The organism is Paenibacillus aceti (genome assembly GCF_003614185.1).
Taxonomy (GTDB): Bacteria; Bacillota; Bacilli; order Paenibacillales; family Paenibacillaceae; genus Fontibacillus; species Fontibacillus aceti.
Map to the genome: position 1 here is coordinate 666,853 of NZ_KZ987724.1, position 16,000 is coordinate 682,852.

Below are 16,000 nucleotides of genomic sequence, written 5' to 3' on the forward strand. Positions count from 1 at the left end.
TAAGTGTATTTTAGCAGCTACTAGCGACCCAGCCCCCATAGGTGAGTAAACTTGTGCCTTACCATTATCGTTCTGGTATTCTTGTTCGAAGGGTAAGAAAAAGTGGTTGAAAGTGGAAAGTAGGATATGTTACTATATTACCGACAGACAGTCGGTCTGTAAAAGAAGGAGGTGGAACAATGAGAGTTGTTAAGGATGCGGATGAGCGCAGGAATGAGATACTTGATGCGGCGGATGAACTGTTCGCGCAGAAAGGCTTCGATGGTACGAGTACGAACGATATTCTGGAGAAAGTCGGGATTGCGAGGGGGACGCTGTATTATCACTTCAAGTCGAAGGAGGATATTATGGATGCGCTGATCGAACGGTATAGTGCGCGTCTATTAGGGGCGGCGCAGGAAATTGCCGCAGACAAGAGCATTCCTATCGTTGAGCGGATTATGCGTGCTGTTATGGCACTTAGTATTAGCGGCGGAAGCAGCGAGGAGATCATGGAGCATATCCATAGGCCGCAAAACGCACTGATGCATCAGAAGCTGCAAAAGGTCATCATCAACGGCGTTACGCCGATCCTGGCGGAGATGATCCGCGAGGGGATCGATGAGGGGCTGTTCAACACGCCCTTTCCATATGAATGCATGGAGATGGTTGTGATCTACGCCAATGCCATCTTCGATGATGATCTGGTTCCGCTGACGCAGGAGGAGCTTGCCCAGCGGGCGCAGGCATTTATTTACAACATTGAGAGGCTGCTTGGCGCGGAGAGTGGAAGTCTGATGCATGTGATGCGGATGTTTGGCGGCTGAAATGGAGGCAGTGATGGATAATTCGAACAAGCTTTTTGGAAAATTTCTTATTTTATGGTCAGGACAGTTTGTATCCGCGATCGGGAACGGACTTACTTCGTTCGGGCTGGGGATCTATGTGTTCCAGATGACCGGAAAGGCATCCGCGATGGGCCTCGTCACCTTGCTTGCTTTCATGCCCTCGCTCTTGCTAAGCGCCTTTGCGGGCGTGCTGGCGGACCGTTATGATCGCAGACTGCTTATGGTGTTAGGCGACAGCCTCTCTGCCATCGGCCTAGTATTCATCTTGCTTTGCATGCTTCGCGGAGAGGCGCAGTTATGGCAGATTTGCGTAGGGGTAACGATAAGCTCGGTGTTCTCGTCGCTGCTTGATCCGGCCTACAAAGCTACGGTTACAGATCTACTTACGAAGGAGCAGTACACCAAGGCAAGTGGTCTTGTCCAGATAGCGGGCACGTCTAAATTTTTGATTTCTCCGATTATTGCCGGATATTTGCTTATGATCTGGGATATCAAGCTGCTGCTGATCATCGATATCTGCACTTTTTTTGTCACCGTTACGACGACACTCGTCGTGCGCAGCGGTCTGGCTGCCAAGACCTATGAGCGGGCCAATTCGTTCATTCGGGACTTCAAGGATGGCTGGAGTGCCATATCCGGGAATAGAGGGGTACTTGTCCTGATCTTCATGACATCCTTGCTAACCTTTCTACTTGGAATTATTGAGACCCTTTCAATTCCGATGCTGTTGGCCTTTTCGGATAGCTCCGTAATAGGAACGGTCGAGACCATTGTAGCTTCGGGTATGCTCGTAACGAGTGTGGTCATCGGATTCCTTCCGATCAAGAAGGATTATGTAAAAATATTATCATTCTCTATGTTCATGGTAGGGATATTTATGGCTATGTTCGGATTGCGTGAAAATATTATCTTGATATGTGTCGCAGGTTTTCTCTTTTTTGCCATGATCCCTTTTGCCAATGTAAGTCTCGATTATCTTATCCGCACCAATATTGATAATTCCGCTCAAGGACGGGCATGGGCGCTGATCGGTGTCATTTCCCAATTTGGCTATGTGGCTGCATATGCGCTGGCGGGGCTGATGGCGGATTACCTGTTCACTCCTTTATTAGTGGAAGGGGGCGTGCTAGCTGATAGTGTTGGTAGAGTGATCGGTACAGGCAGCGGCAGAGGAACGGGACTACTCATTATCGTTGCTGGGATGCTGTTAAGTATAATCTCGGTCATTCTGTATCAACTGAAATCGGTTAGAGAACTGGAACACAGGGGGTACCTATGTATTCAAGAATAATCCGCAATGATATCTCGAAGAGCAAGCTGATTACACTCACCACTGCGATCTTCGTCGCGGCTGCTGCTATGCTAGTTTCTCTTGCGGCGATACTGATCGTCAACCTGTCGGGTGCGCTGGATACGCTGATGACGCAAGCCCAGACTCCGCATTTTATGCAGATGCATTCAGGAGATGTCGATACAGAACGGCTTACAACCTTTGCGGAGCAGAATAGTAATGTAGATCAATTCCAGGTGCTTGAATTTCTCAATATGGACGGTTCACAAATTCGGCTTGGCGCTCATTCCCTTGTGAATAGTGTCCAGGACAATGGCTTCAGCACACAGAGTGAGAAGTTCGATTATCTTCTTGATCTGGACGGGCAGATCATAGACATATCCGATGGCGAACTCTATGTTCCTATCAATTATCTGAAAGACCAAACTGTTGGGGTCGGTGATAAGGCGGTCATAGGCGGGAAAGAGTTTACTGTTACGGGCTTTCTTCGCGATTCACAGATGAATTCGATGCTCTCTTCTTCCAAGCGGTTTCTTATAAGCAAAAATGATTACGATGAAATCAAAAATCTGGGAAGTGTGGAGTATCTGATCGAGTTCAGATTGAAGGATTTGTCGGCGCTCGGTGCGTTTGAAACCGCCTATGCTGCGGCAGGTCTTGAAGCCAATGGCCCAACGATTACATATCCGCTGTTCAAAATGATTAACGCTCTGTCTGATGGCATCATGATTGCCGTAATCCTCCTGGTAAGCGCGCTTGTCGTGGCTATCGCATTTCTGTGCATTCGCTTTACGCTACTGGCGAAGATCGAAGACGATTACCGGGAAATCGGCGTCATGAAGGCGCTCGGACTGCGTGTTTCCGACATCAGGAAGCTTTATCTGGCCAAGTATGCTGCGATTGCGGCGGTGGGCAGTATTCTCGGCTTTGCGCTATCTTTTCTGTTCAAAGGCAAGCTGCTTGAGAATATACGGCTCTATATGGGGGAGAGCGAAAACGCCTCTTTTGCCACGGCATTAGGAGTCATCGGTGTACTGCTGGTATTCCTGGCGATTCTTGCGTATGTAAACGGAGTGCTAAGGCGGTTCCGGACCATTTCCGCTGCGGAAGCGGTGCGGTTCGGCATTTCCCGGGACAAAAGTACGGGCGCCAAGCGGTTTTGTCTGCATCGAAACAGGCTGTTGAATACGAATGTCTTTCTGGGGATTAAGGATGTACTTGCTAGGAAAAGATTGTATGCTACCATGCTGGTGGTCCTGGTATTTTCCGTATTCATCATGATTGTTCCACAGAATCTCCACAACACGATTGCTTCATCAAGCTTCATCCAATACATGGGGATTGGTAGCTATGATTTACGCCTGGATATTCAACAGACCGATCATTTATCGGAGAAGGCTGCTGAAATTGTGAGGGTGATGAGCACGGACCCTGCTATTACCCAGTATGCTGCTCTTACGACGAAAACATTTAAGATAAAGACAGAGAAGGGAACGGAGGAAAATATAAAAGTCGAGCTCGGCGATCATTCGGTCTTTCCGATAGAGTATTCCAAGGGCAGGGTCCCCGTTGCAGAGGATGAAATTGCTCTTTCTGTCTTAAATGCCGATGAGCTGGGCAAAAAGGTCGGCGATGCTATCATTTTGGTGATTAAGGGGCAGGAAACTCAATTCACGGTAAGTGGAATCTATTCCGATATTACGAATGGTGGCAAGACGGCGAAGGCGATTTTTAAGGACGATGCTGCGGATGTGATGTGGTATGTCATTTGCGTGGAGCTGGTGAATGCGGCTCATATTGACGAGACGATTGCAAAATATGCGGACAGCTACGCTTATGCCAAAGTATCCGGTATTGATGAATTTGTGGCGCAGACCTTCGGATCGACAATCAGTTCAGTACGACAGGCTTCTCATGTCTCCATTGCTGTTGCGCTGATCATTGCTGTGCTAGTTACGCTACTGTTTATGAAAATGCTTATCGCCAAGGATAGATATTCTATCGCCGTTATGAAAGCACTCGGTCACACAGACTCGGATATTACGGTACAGTATATTTCGCGCTCCGTGTTCATTCTGATCGCAGGCATCGTTCTCGGTACACTTCTAGCAAACACATTAGGCGAGAGATTAGCGGGGGCGATGATTTCGTCGTTTGGAGCGTCGACCTTTCATTTTGCCGTCAATCCGCTCTCAGCTTACCTGCTTAATCCGCTGCTGATGATAGGTTCGGTTCTGATTGCCACGATTCTCGGCAGCTTGGGCGCGGGACGAATACAAATTTCCGACAATATAAAGGAGTAGCATATATGAAGAGGATGATAATCGGTGAACATATCGTAAAATCTTTTGGCGAGGGCGATGAGAAGCACCATGTTCTTGACGGGGTGTCCCTGGAGATCCGCGAAGGCGAGTTCGTTGCTGTGATGGGGCCATCCGGCTCGGGGAAATCGACGCTGATGTTTGCACTGAGTGGAACGGATCGTATTAATGAAGGAAAAGTCGTGTTTGAGGGCAGAAATCTGGCGGAGGCGAGTGAAAATGAGCTCTCGGATCTGCGTAGAACCCAAATGGGCTTTGTCTTTCAGCAGCCGACGATGCTGAAAAATCTAAATATTCTCGATAACATCATCCTGCCGTCGATGCGCGATCATCGCAAGAAGCGAGTGGAAATAGTAGAGAAAGCGCGAGCACTTATGAAAAGGGTAGGTATCGCCGGGCTTGAACAGCGCGACATTACACAGGTGTCGGGCGGGCAATTGCAGCGTGCGGGCATATGCCGCGCACTGATGAACAGCCCGAGGGTCATCTTTGGTGACGAGCCTACGGGCGCGCTCAACTCCATATCGGCCCAGGAGATTATGGAGCTCCTGGGCGAGATCAACGCGGACGGAACGGCGGTGATGCTCGTCACCCATGACGCGATGGTGGCCGCGCGGACGGAACGCATCCTGTTCATGCGTGATGGTAAAATCGCCAGCGAGCTGAAGCTCCCGAGGTATAGAGGAGCCGATCTCGATGAGAGGATCGAGAAAGTCAATGAGAAAATGCGGGAGATCGGGGTATAATATTTAGTTGTTAATAAAATGAAGAACAAAAGTAAAAAGACTGTCTCTACCAATCTGTTGAATTCGAGACAGTATTTTTATTATTCAAAATGATACAAGTATACATCCTCTAAGTTAGGCTCAACTTTTCTGGATAGTCTGTCCTTTAACGGTTCATCATGTATAATTCTAGTCCAGATACCTTCTGTGCCTCGGGTAATTTGACTCACACGATACTGGCTTTGAATTTGAATGAGTTCTTGTTCCGACAACAGATATTCATACACTTTGTCTTGCAGTCCGGCAACAATCCGATGAGGTTCGTCCTTTAGGACAAGTCGCCCTTGTTTCAATAAAATGATTTCTTTAGATATAAATTCAATATCAGGCACGACATGTGTAGCAATCAGAACAATCTTGTCTGCAGCAATTGTGGATATAAAGTTTCGGATTCTAATCCGTTCTTTTGGATCTAATCCAGCCGTTGGCTCATCAAGAATGAGAAGCTGCGGGTCATTGAGCAGAGCCTGAGCAATCAGAATTCGTTGCTTCATGCCACCGGAATAGGCTCCGAGCTTCTTATCCGCATCATCCTCCAAATTAACAGTGTTCAGTAGTAGTTGGATTCGTTCTTTAGCCAGTGAGGAGCGCATTCCTTTTAAGGATGCAATATACCATAGGAATCGCCTCCCTGTAAAATCTTCATAGAGCCTTTGCTGCTGTGGCATATAGCCTAGTATACTACGGAAGGATTTCCCTAGTTTGGAGATGTTTTTCCCTCCATAGAGAATTTCTCCTTCATCGGGCTGAATCTGATCCGTGATCAGATTCATGAGTGTTGATTTTCCAGCTCCATTGGGCCCTAATAAACCATATATTCCGGGAGTTAGTTCTGCTGTGAATTGATCAATCGCTGTCTTGCGCCCGCCCTGGTATCGCTTCGTAACGGAATGAATCTTGAGTTTCATTTACTAAAGCCCCCTTTGCAATAGATACGCCAGCTTGCCCAATTTGCAATAATTCCAGCTAGTAAAAGTCCGAAGAAATAAATTGATATTCCCGTAGAATAAGGATACTCTTGGAAAGCATAGTAGAGCTGGAATACGAGATTGAATGTGAAGGGAGAAATCCAAGTTGCTCCCAACAGATGAAGACCTATAGGCAGGGCGAAAAAAAGGGTTGAAATTAACAAGAAATATGCCTGTTTACGAATAATCACCGCCCAAAAAACAGCTATCTGAACGATTACAAATAGACCAAAGATTTGTAGCAGATTGGTTAATATGACATAGTCCAAGATAGATATCTTCCAGCTTACCCTTTCTAACAACTTAATGCTCTGAACGGGAGAATTCCAATCCCATCCGGGATATCGCTTTAGGACATTAATATATTTCGGGAACTGCAACAGAATGAGTAGGAGTGTGGCATATATATTTGCTACTAACTGTTTACTCTTAAAAAGACTACTCCTACCTTGCGGTGTACTCCTTAATAGTTGAGTCATACCAAAGCGTTCGTCCATTGCGATTAATGGGCTGATCCCCGTGAGGACTAATAAGATCAAGAGCAAGCCGTCGAATAAATCTTCTTGCTGTCGTTGAAATAATTGATTGCTCGAATTTTCATTTACAAAACTTCCGGTAATGCCTTGGCCTTCTTTTAGATGAAGCAAATAATCTCTTTGCTCTTCAATAAATCTAAATGCTTTTTCTTGCTTGCTATACTCTTGTAATTGTAGAAGTTTGCGATAATATACAGACAAGGAAACCTCTTCTTGTTTATACCGCTGATAGATTTCCGTAACTTGGTCAGGTATCGAATCAAATCGCGCTCTCTCAGTTTGTAGAAATTGTAATTTTTCATTTGTAAGCAAGCCGTCTACTTCAGAAATGTATCGATTATATGTAGCTGTATCAAAGTCAAATCTTCGCTCCTGCTTATCAACCATTTGATATGCTAACACAATAGCTAGTATTAGAATAAATAAGGCTTTACCGCTATACATAAGCTTATATAACTCATGAGGAAATAGAGAGTTGTAACGGTTGATTGCAAAGGGAAGCCGTCTCCACCAATGAATTAAGCGAATACCGAAAGCTCTTATTGTCAGGCTGTATCCAGTGGCAGTTAACCAGACACATATCAAGGGAAGTATAAGCAGGAGGATGCCCATCCCCCATAGGGTCACCTGTATCTTTTGAATAGGAGTCCCGAATAAATTCAGATTCCGATAATCAGTCAGAAGCTGAAAGGTGTCATAGAAAGCAGCTATGTTCAAATATTTAATAGTGTTCCATTCCCCGTTGGGGTGGATCGAGAAGTAACAGTATAAGCCTAAGCCAATTAATAGAGAGAGGCTAAGATAGATGGCGCCGGCATTTTGGAACAGTAGGAATAGAACGGCCATAATGAAACCTAACAATAGATTGACAGCAAGCTTTAGCATAATGAAATAGATGAGGAACTGTTCAACGTTGATTGGAATAGCGGCGTTAGCAAATGCAGGCATGGATTGAATGTACCTGGACATCTCGCCGAATCCATATAATCTTTGCATATCCCATAGCACCGTTCCATAGGCTAATAAAGTAAACAAACTAATGAGTATAGCAAGTATAATTAGTTTGCATGCTAGCAGATCAAGTCTTCCAAGGGGAGTCGCACGGTAAAGCTTAATTAGACCTTGTTCTTTCTCGAATTGAAATAATAGGGTGCATAGCAGAAAAATGAGCAATATTAATATCAGGTCAGTAGAACCTGATTTGGTGCCGGCTGTCAGCCCTTCCTCGAGTCCTAGACGGAGAGGCAAATCTTGGAGTGGTTTGAAGTCTTGTACGGTCTTTTCTATATTTCGATAGGAGGAGGTCCCGTTATGTGCAAAAATAGAGACCGATTTCATTTCGGCGGCTCTCTGTTCCATTGACGTGATTTGCTGCTTGTGTTGTTCAAAATAAGTGTATTGCTCTTTTATACGGGAGACAACAAGCAAGTCATGATCTATGAGCTTTGAATTCGCGTAGTATGGACTTTCAGTATACTGAGAATATGCCTCAGGATCATCGGCCCGTGCTTCTTCTGCCATCGTTCTCCATATTCCATTCTGTGATTCAAGCTCTTCCAGAGCGAATATACTGTATTTAGACAGCAATTCTTCATCTTGCATGGCACGTTGGCTTCCAGTGGCCGGATCAAGATGCTTGAAGTTTGCTTCTTTACTGTAATATTCAGCTTTAATATTTATCAAGTCATCATGTTGTTTGATTTCCTCGGTATGAATAAACCAGATGTTACTGATCAGAAGCAGAATAACTAACAGGAAGAACCATTTTCGATTCCATAATTTGTTGCATTCATAAATAATTAATCCCCACATATCGATCACTTCTGCTTCGTCTCGAGCAGCGTTTGAAATTTAGCACTACCTGTTGAGATGAGATCTTTGTCCAAATAGAGAATTCCACTATCATCCTTAGGGAGCCCATAAATTATAAACATATAACGATCATCTCCGATAACCATATCATAAGGAGTAATAACCCCATTCATGTCTATTTCTATTATTTTGGGACTAATTTGTTCCTTTGAGTAAATAGCCATTTTGTGGGGGATATCTGTTCTATCCCGTATATATTCGTAAATTGGAAGGACATAGGAATAACGTGAATCTTGATAGAAATAGGACATAACCGGCGGGAATTCCAACTTAACGGATTGGATGTTACCCCCCTTCAGATCGCTCGAATATTTACTGAATACTCGTGTATCCGAAGGATCGCCGTAGAAATAACTGAAAAATAACTTGTTATCAGAAATACTCAGAATTCTGGAGAAACTCGTCTCTTCCTGAGCCCATAGCCTATTAATTTGCCCGGTTGTGAAATCATAACGTATCGTATTATAACCTTGATCGTCTATATAGATCCAATACATTTGATTTCCATAGGGAAGCAGGTCACCTATGCGTTCATTCTTTCCTGTACTTAAATATATTTCTTTTCCTTCCTGGTTAAGATCGTTTATAGGGATTTTACGAACACTGGCATGCAATACCCCATTTTTATCACTGTCTGTAACGGAATAATATAGATAACCACGGTGAATAGCCAAAGAATTTGGCGCTGTTTCAAATTTTTTTACAGTTTTTCGGTTCTTTCCGTCCGCGTCCATTCGCGATAGAATCCAGGAAGTATGGAACATTTCTTCATGCTCTTTATCCTGATAGCTCTCTAGAACATAGAGCTTGGAATCATAAAATTGCAGAAAATTGGCTCTACGACTACTATCAGATTGTACATAGGCGTAACAATTTTGAGTGGTTGGTTCTTGAAGACATCCATGATTAGGGCGATTATCGAGAAGGACAGGTTTCATCGTGGCCTTATCTGCATAATAAATCAAGTTCTGATCGAGAAAGTAATAGCCTTGATCAGAAGGAGCAATTGGCGACCCAAGTCCCTGTTGGTAAAACATATACGGATAATCGGTGTCAATATGATAGCTGTTATCTCGGGGGTTGTCAGAGGATGAGCACCCTGTAATGACAATGAATAGAGCCATAGTCAGGCATAAATAAGAAGGTTTAATAAGATTCTTCATTATGGATTCCTTTCATTACAAATAAATCTGATTACTGTCTTCCGGAGAAGCTTCTCTCCGGAAGACAGTTTGATTAATAGCTAATGTTGGTATAATCTGTCCATGTAGCGGTTCCCACTTGAACTTTATGAGTAGCTGTAGCATTAACCGACAATGGATTTGCATATTGTGATGATGCTGTTACAGAAACTGCTGGTTGATTTCCATTATTGGATTTAGTTACGCTATAGGAATCCTTTAGATCCCCCCATTTATAATTGTAAGTAACTTCAACATAAGTAAAGGCACTGCCACCTGCGCTAGTATTTGCAGTAGCACTATTAGAGTTAATTGATATGCTTCCTGAAGTGTCGTAACCGCCTGCTTTACCTTTTACAGAAGAAGCGGCAAATGCACTATTAGTGGCCATTAATGACGCAACTGCGAATATAGTGATGAGTGCTAGCTTTGACTTTTTAAAATTCAAATTAATCCCTCCGATTAGCATAGTTCTCTTACCGGCCGGTAGAGTAGTGAATGAACATTCAAATGTATAATACCATATATTTGAATATAATGTAATCGTTTTCCTTATTAAATGAATCATATACTATCGTTTGACACTATTTTACTAGGTTGTATCCTGGTGGAGTTTTGAAGAGATAAGATAGATTTTAAGAGGAAAGATATATGTTCAACTCTATTCTACATTATTTTTACATAGTATTCCTTTATTAGTTTTTTTGTATAATTGTAGGGTAGTAGTTTAAAGTATTGCATTGCTTCATATCGTGCATTAAGATGGGATAAATCATCGAAAGTAATAGATCTGAGGTGAATGCTGATGATTAAATACCCATCTCTGCATTCGGGTGCCACGATTGGCGTAACTGCGCCTTCATCGGGAGTTCCTGTCGAATTGCATGAGTTGCTTAGGCAAGCAAGCAGCCGTATGGAGGCGAAGGGCTACAGCATCGTCTGTGGGGAGACGGCCTGGATGCAGGATAAAGCGAAATCAGCTCCGGCCCGGGTTCGTGCTGCTGAGTTTAATGAAATGATGTGTGATGAGAGAATCGATTTAATAATTCCTCCCTGGGGCGGAGAGCTGTTGCTTGAAATTCTGGAGTTGATCGATTTAGACAACGTTCAGAATAAGTGGATTCTAGGCTACTCAGACATCAGTGTTCTGCTGCTGGCCCTGACCTTGAAGACAGGAATCGCTACCGCACATGGAGTGAATCTGGTCGATTTACGCGGAGAATACTCGGATGAGACAACCGCGATGTGGGAGAAGGTGTTGAGCACAAAGCTGGGAGAATCTGTTCTTCAGCACTCCTCACCGTACTATCAGAAGGAATGGCAGCATAGCAACCCATCACCATGTGTCTATCATTTAACGGAGCCGACGTCATGGAAGACCGTCTCTGGAGAGAAAGTGAAGCTGGAAGGACGGTTATTGGGTGGCTGTGTTGATGTGATCAGGCATCTGATCGGCACTCCATTCGGGGATGTTCGGCAGTTTCAGAAGTCCTACATTCATGATGAACCGATTCTGTGGTATTTAGAAAATTGTGAGCTGAACACCGCCGATCTGCGCAGATCGCTGGTGCATATGAAATTAGCCGGTTGGTTTGAGAGCTGCTCCGGCATTATGTTTGGTCGAAGCAGTGCGAATCGGCCAGTCGATAATTATACCGCTCTAGATGTCTATCAAGAGCTCGCTGAAGAATTAGGGCTAGCGATTATCTATGATATGGACTTCGGCCATGTTCCGCCGCAGATTACGCTGATCAATGGGGCGTATGCCGAAGTGGAGACTGCGGATGGCAAGGGGAGTATCAGGCAGACTTTCAAGGATTAAATGGAAACCGTCAGGGAAGCTTGTCCCTGACGGTTTTTTCTGGGGGGAGGAGATATAAGTGCATATATGCAACTAAATATTCCGTTTATCCCCTCAATAGGAAATGTAAGTGCCGTTGTACAACTATTCGGACGATTTTCTACTTAATCGAGATTAGGTCGGGAAACAGTTGCATTTTCGCATCTATTTTCTGATCTCAAGCCGTTTTCCAGCGGAATAAGTGTATTTTTGCAACTAAGCGTAGTCGCAGTTCGGAGCAGCAGTCGCCAGAATTAGCTGGCAGTATGATTATTGCTTGCCAAATTCGTTATAGCTTACAAATTCGCCGACCGGCTTGCGATAGCCGCGTGGACGCTGGCTGGATGGATCGGATTTGCCGATGGTAATCAGCATGGTCGGAATATAATTGTCAGGAATGTTCAGCAGCTCCAGCACGGCGTCAGGATCGAAGCCGATCATCGGGCAAGTATCCCAGCCTCTGTCCTTGGCAACTAACATGAATAATTGTGCTGACAGACTGGAGTTACGAATCGCCTCATCACGCATGAATTGCGGTCCGCCATTTTCGTAGAAGCTAGTTACGGATTGAACCTCCATATCATATTCCTGTTTGCTGAGCACACCCAAATTCAAGAAGCCTTCATTGATCCGTGCCACATCTTTATACGCTTCCAAATTACCGAGAACGAGGACGACTGCAGATGCGGTAAGCACTTTGTATTGCTTATAGGCCGCCGCGTATAGCTTCTCGATCGTATCCCGGTCATTGACTACGATATAATGCGCATGCTGCAGATTGAACGCAGACGGAGTTAATTTAACCAGCTTGAATATTTCCTCTAATTCTTCGGTTGGTAGCTGTACGCCTTTGATAAATTTATTGGCGGAACGTCGGTTTTCAACTATGGATACAAAGTCATTCATGGGTAACACTCCTTATGTAAAATAATTATTATTTAAATATTGTTTCTTTAATTCATAATATAATTATATGTTATTTGCTTACTTTTTGAAAGTATATTTTTTGTGAAAAGTTAAATTTCTATGAAAATAGCTGCTCTACTAGCACTTGAATGGTGTTAATATGAACTAAATTAGGTTAGATGAGCGTCATCTACAAAGACTGGAGCTGATGAAATGAACATCGAATATAGATTGCTTGATCTGCAAGAAGGGGAGGAGATCCCCTATAAACTACTACTGCTTGCTGATCCTTCCAAAACGTTAGTAGACGAATATGTAGCAAGGGGAGTCTGTTATCTAGCATATATTGAGGATGAGCTGGTCGGGGAATTCGTTCTGATTCATACTCACCCGAGAACGATTGAAATTGTAAATATCGCTGTAGCCGAGCAGCATCAAGGGCGCGGGATTGGCAAAGCGCTGGTACGGCATGCGATTGAAGAGGCGAAGCGCCTGAATGCGGCTTCAGTTGAGATTGGCACGGGCAATACGAGCTTGCTTCAGCTTAGATTGTATCAGCAATGCGGGTTCCGGATCACGGGGGTCGATCAGGATTTCTTCGTCAGGAACTATGATGAGGAGATTTTTGAGGATGGGCTTCAATGCCGCGATATGATCCGGCTTAGACTGGATTTCTTGTAAGGTGGAGTTTTTTGTAAAAATCCTCAACGATGGAGACGAATATTTGCATTTGCGGAGTTACCCATTTGTTCTTGTGATAGATGAGCTGACTCCACATGCGAACAGCGGGGATATCCGTCTGAATTCGGGATAATGAGCCATTCCTGATCGCCTGTTCTACAGCAAACAAGGGCAGGAAGGATACCCCCATGCCTTCCTCCAGCAGGTGAATGATCGTTTCGGTATTACCGATTTCCAGCACAGGTCGAATCTCCATCTCCTGTTCCGCCAATAGCTTTTCTAGCTCATAGCGGTAGCTGCCTCCTTTCTCCGTCAATATAAAAGGCTCGTCCATAATGGTCTGCAGGTCAAATTGCGCTCCATCTGTTATGGCATGACCACTTGAAGTCACGAATACAATATCTTCCTCTTCCAGCACAGGTCGCACCCATTCTGAACCGTAAACCTTCTGGTCCAATGTGAACAACAGATCGATCTCATTGCTCTTGAGCATATCGATCAGTTCATCGGTGGTGGCGGTTTTTATAGTAGTCTCCACCATAGGACATACATGATGAAATTGCAGCAGCAGCTTCGGAAGCATCGCGGTGCAGATTGACTCTACACTCCCTATATGCAGTGTCCCTCTGGGAATATCACTGTCCACGGCAAAGGTTCTGGCCGCATTAGTGACCCTCATAATTTCGTTGGCATGGAAAATAAAGGCCTCTCCCTGTTCCGTCAAACTCGCCCGTCTACCGATTCTTTCAAATAGTTGTGTTCCCAGCTCCCGCTCTAATTGTTGTATCTGAATCGTTACAGCGGATTGAGAATAACCTAGCTGCTCCGCCGCTTTAGAGAAATTCTGGGTGGCGGCGACCCGCAAGAAGGTTACAATATTCCGGAGTTCCATAATGATCACCTATTATTATTTTTCATATATATGATTAAATCTATGAATTTAGCGAATATATAGCTGCATGCTATTATAGTGGGTAATAATTGTCAAGGTTCGACCGGACATTATAATACATCATGCGAGGTACATTAGAATGGATATGCAGAAAATGGAACTCAATATGGAATTCAATAATGAAGTGCAACGTACAATGGAAGATTTCATTCGCATCTTTTGCGCTGAGAAGCAGGAATTGGCAGCTCAACGAATTGCCAATGAAGCGGATGATCGCCAAATTGCCAAGCTGGAGAAGATCGGTATTCCTGTCGAGGGGCGTTCTGCAGGGGCGGTGGCAGCAGAAATGATGGAAGATATATATTCATATAGATCCAGATTGAATCATCCTCGGTATTTTGGATTTATTCCCGGGCCAGCGTCCATGGTGTCCTGGCTCGGCGATGTGATGACAACGGCGTATAATCTTCATTGCGCGACTTGGGCGACAAGTCCTGCGGCTAGCTGCATTGAACGGGAATTGATCGGCTGGCTATGCGCTCAGGCGGGATTTGGCGAGAAGTCGGGAGGAGTATTCGTATCTGGTGGCTCTATGGCTAACTTGACCGCATTGACCGCTGCGCGCGATGCGAAATTAAGCGAGGAGCAACAGTACTTAGGCGTCGCTTACGTCTCGGACCAGACTCACAGCTCTGTAGCAAAGGGCTTGCGTGTTATCGGCATTCCGAACTCTAGAATCAGGAAAGTCCCCGTCGATTCCCGGTTTCGGATGGATATGAAGCAGCTTGAAGCCGCTATTGAGGCGGATATAGCTGCAGGGCTTATGCCTTTTGTCGTGATCGCGAGTGCCGGGACGACCAATACGGGCAGTATTGACCGATTACCGGAAATCGCTACATTATGCCGCAGCTATAATATGTGGATGCATGTGGACGGTGCATACGGTGCTTCGGTTCTGTTGTCTAAGAAATACAAGCATTTGCTCACAGGGATTGAATTTGCGGACAGCATTAGCTGGGATGCGCATAAATGGCTATTTCAAACCTATGGCTGCGGTATGGTTCTGGTGAAGGATAAGGCGAATCTACTCAATAGCTTCCATGTCCATCCGGAGTATCTTCGAGATGTGGAAGCCAGGCAGGACCAGGTTAATTACGGGGGCATGGGAATCGAACTGACGCGGCCAGCCCGGAGTCTGAAGCTATGGCTTACGCTGCAGGTGATGGGATCGGCAGCACTCGGTGAAGCTATAGAGCATGGGTTCCAGTTAGCGGAATGGGCCGAGGATGAATTGAACAAGCAGCAGGATTGGGAGATCATTTCATCTGCGCAGCTTGCGATTGTGAATTTCCGGTATGCTCCGTCTGGATTTACGGATCAGCAGATCGATGAGCTGAATCGGAAAATCTCTGAAGCGATACTCGCGGATGGCTATGCCGGCATATATACTACCGAGCTGGCTGGCAAGAAGGTGCTGCGTATTTGTGCGATCCATCCGGAAGCTACGGAGGATGATATGAGAAGCAGTATCCGCTTGTTGGACAAATATGCTCATGAGCTATGTCAACCTGCACTGGTTTAGGCTTTTCAATTTTTGATCATGGTAGATGCTAGTTGCAGAAATACACTTATTTTCTGGGAATTCACCTTGAAATAGAATATAACTGCGTAAATACAACTATTTCCTGACCAAAGTCTCGTTTTATAAAAAAATCCGTGCGAATAGTTGTATAAGCGCAGTTATACCTCAGGTGGCGAGTAAAAAGTTCCGATATAGTTGCATTTTCGCACTTATGTAGCTGGCTTGCGCTGGTTAATTGCAGAAGATACACTTATTTCCTTTAGAAACCTATTAATCCCTTCTTGTAAATGTATTTTGTGCACTTAATAAGCTTGTTGC

At 44.7% G+C, this 16,000-nt stretch carries 13 protein-coding genes; 7 read left to right on the forward strand and 6 right to left on the reverse strand.

The window, feature by feature from the left end:
* The first annotated feature begins 179 nt into the window (after window positions 1–179).
* Genes BFJ94_RS03055 through BFJ94_RS03070 form a run of 4 tightly spaced genes read left to right on the forward strand, consistent with a single transcriptional unit; the run spans window position 180 to window position 5,185 of the window.
* Window positions 180–806, forward strand: a complete 627-nt coding sequence (locus BFJ94_RS03055) for a TetR/AcrR family transcriptional regulator (protein ID WP_120461076.1) — start codon at window positions 180–182, stop codon at window positions 804–806.
* A gap of 13 nt (window positions 807–819) precedes the next feature.
* Window positions 820–2,118, forward strand: a complete 1,299-nt coding sequence (locus BFJ94_RS03060) for an MFS transporter (protein ID WP_120461078.1) — start codon at window positions 820–822, stop codon at window positions 2,116–2,118.
* On the forward strand, window positions 2,103–4,421 hold the full coding sequence (locus BFJ94_RS03065; RefSeq protein ID WP_120461080.1) for an ABC transporter permease: 2,319 nt from the start codon (window positions 2,103–2,105) through the stop codon (window positions 4,419–4,421). Before BFJ94_RS03060 ends, BFJ94_RS03065 begins: the two co-directional genes overlap by 16 nt.
* A gap of 5 nt (window positions 4,422–4,426) precedes the next feature.
* Complete coding sequence (locus tag BFJ94_RS03070) at window positions 4,427–5,185, forward strand: ABC transporter ATP-binding protein (protein WP_120461082.1); 759 nt, start codon at window positions 4,427–4,429, stop codon at window positions 5,183–5,185.
* An 80-nt stretch (window positions 5,186–5,265) separates the two neighbouring features.
* On the opposite strand, the gene BFJ94_RS03075 is transcribed toward BFJ94_RS03070, so the two are convergent.
* The 4 genes from BFJ94_RS03075 to BFJ94_RS03090 form a co-directional block, all read right to left on the reverse strand.
* The gene (locus BFJ94_RS03075) at window positions 5,266–6,132 is read right to left on the reverse strand and encodes an ATP-binding cassette domain-containing protein (RefSeq protein ID WP_120461084.1); all 867 of its coding nucleotides are present in this window, start codon (window positions 6,130–6,132) and stop codon (window positions 5,266–5,268) included.
* Window positions 6,129–8,540 carry a hypothetical protein gene (locus BFJ94_RS03080; RefSeq protein ID WP_120461086.1) on the reverse strand — a complete coding sequence of 804 codons (2,412 nt, stop codon included), beginning with the start codon at window positions 8,538–8,540 and terminating at the stop codon, window positions 6,129–6,131. The genes BFJ94_RS03075 and BFJ94_RS03080 overlap by 4 nt, the downstream gene beginning before the upstream one ends.
* Window positions 8,541–8,545: 5 nt before the next feature.
* Window positions 8,546–9,763 (reverse strand): hypothetical protein, encoded by a 1,218-nt coding sequence (locus tag BFJ94_RS03085; RefSeq protein ID WP_120461088.1) that lies wholly within the window; start codon window positions 9,761–9,763, stop codon window positions 8,546–8,548.
* Window positions 9,764–9,836: 73 nt separating this feature from the next.
* A complete protein-coding gene (locus BFJ94_RS03090; protein WP_120461090.1) occupies window positions 9,837–10,229 on the reverse strand; it encodes a hypothetical protein in 393 nt (130 codons plus the stop codon).
* 357 nt (window positions 10,230–10,586) lie between these two features.
* On the opposite strand from BFJ94_RS03090, the gene BFJ94_RS03095 reads away from it, so the two are divergent.
* A complete protein-coding gene (locus BFJ94_RS03095; RefSeq protein WP_120461092.1) occupies window positions 10,587–11,603 on the forward strand; it encodes a S66 family peptidase in 1,017 nt (338 codons plus the stop codon).
* A gap of 288 nt (window positions 11,604–11,891) precedes the next feature.
* On the opposite strand, the gene BFJ94_RS03100 is transcribed toward BFJ94_RS03095, so the two are convergent.
* On the reverse strand, window positions 11,892–12,527 hold the full coding sequence (locus tag BFJ94_RS03100; protein WP_120461094.1) for a nitroreductase family protein: 636 nt from the start codon (window positions 12,525–12,527) through the stop codon (window positions 11,892–11,894).
* A 213-nt stretch (window positions 12,528–12,740) separates the two neighbouring features.
* Here BFJ94_RS03100 and BFJ94_RS03105 point away from each other — a divergent pair, with 213 nt between their 5' ends.
* Entirely contained in the window at window positions 12,741–13,208 is a 468-nt protein-coding gene (locus BFJ94_RS03105; RefSeq protein WP_120461096.1) for a GNAT family N-acetyltransferase, read from the forward strand.
* Here BFJ94_RS03105 and BFJ94_RS03110 read toward each other — a convergent pair.
* Window positions 13,189–14,100, reverse strand: a complete 912-nt coding sequence (locus tag BFJ94_RS03110) for a LysR family transcriptional regulator (RefSeq protein WP_120461098.1) — start codon at window positions 14,098–14,100, stop codon at window positions 13,189–13,191. The genes BFJ94_RS03105 and BFJ94_RS03110 overlap by 20 nt on opposite strands.
* 139 nt (window positions 14,101–14,239) lie before the next feature.
* Between BFJ94_RS03110 and BFJ94_RS03115 the strand changes: the two genes are divergently transcribed.
* The gene (locus BFJ94_RS03115) at window positions 14,240–15,682 is read left to right on the forward strand and encodes a pyridoxal phosphate-dependent decarboxylase family protein (RefSeq protein ID WP_229717097.1); all 1,443 of its coding nucleotides are present in this window, start codon (window positions 14,240–14,242) and stop codon (window positions 15,680–15,682) included.
* The last annotated feature ends 318 nt before the right edge of the window (window positions 15,683–16,000 follow it).

Bases quoted from the DNA above. Each gene is read 5' to 3' on its own strand.
- BFJ94_RS03055 (WP_120461076.1), top strand. From the start codon at position 180: ATGAGAGTTGTTAAGGATGCGGATGAGCGCAGGAATGAGATACTTGAT.
- BFJ94_RS03060 (WP_120461078.1), top strand. From the start codon at position 820: ATGGATAATTCGAACAAGCTTTTTGGAAAATTTCTTATTTTATGGTCA.
- BFJ94_RS03065 (WP_120461080.1), top strand. From the start codon at position 2,103: ATGTATTCAAGAATAATCCGCAATGATATCTCGAAGAGCAAGCTGATT.
- BFJ94_RS03070 (WP_120461082.1), top strand. From the start codon at position 4,427: ATGAAGAGGATGATAATCGGTGAACATATCGTAAAATCTTTTGGCGAG.
- BFJ94_RS03075 (WP_120461084.1), bottom strand. From the start codon at position 6,132: ATGAAACTCAAGATTCATTCCGTTACGAAGCGATACCAGGGCGGGCGC.
- BFJ94_RS03080 (WP_120461086.1), bottom strand. From the start codon at position 8,540: ATGTGGGGATTAATTATTTATGAATGCAACAAATTATGGAATCGAAAA.
- BFJ94_RS03085 (WP_120461088.1), bottom strand. From the start codon at position 9,763: ATGAAGAATCTTATTAAACCTTCTTATTTATGCCTGACTATGGCTCTA.
- BFJ94_RS03095 (WP_120461092.1), top strand. From the start codon at position 10,587: ATGATTAAATACCCATCTCTGCATTCGGGTGCCACGATTGGCGTAACT.
- BFJ94_RS03100 (WP_120461094.1), bottom strand. From the start codon at position 12,527: ATGAATGACTTTGTATCCATAGTTGAAAACCGACGTTCCGCCAATAAA.
- BFJ94_RS03105 (WP_120461096.1), top strand. From the start codon at position 12,741: ATGAACATCGAATATAGATTGCTTGATCTGCAAGAAGGGGAGGAGATC.
- BFJ94_RS03110 (WP_120461098.1), bottom strand. From the start codon at position 14,100: ATGGAACTCCGGAATATTGTAACCTTCTTGCGGGTCGCCGCCACCCAG.
- BFJ94_RS03115 (WP_229717097.1), top strand. From the start codon at position 14,240: ATGGATATGCAGAAAATGGAACTCAATATGGAATTCAATAATGAAGTG.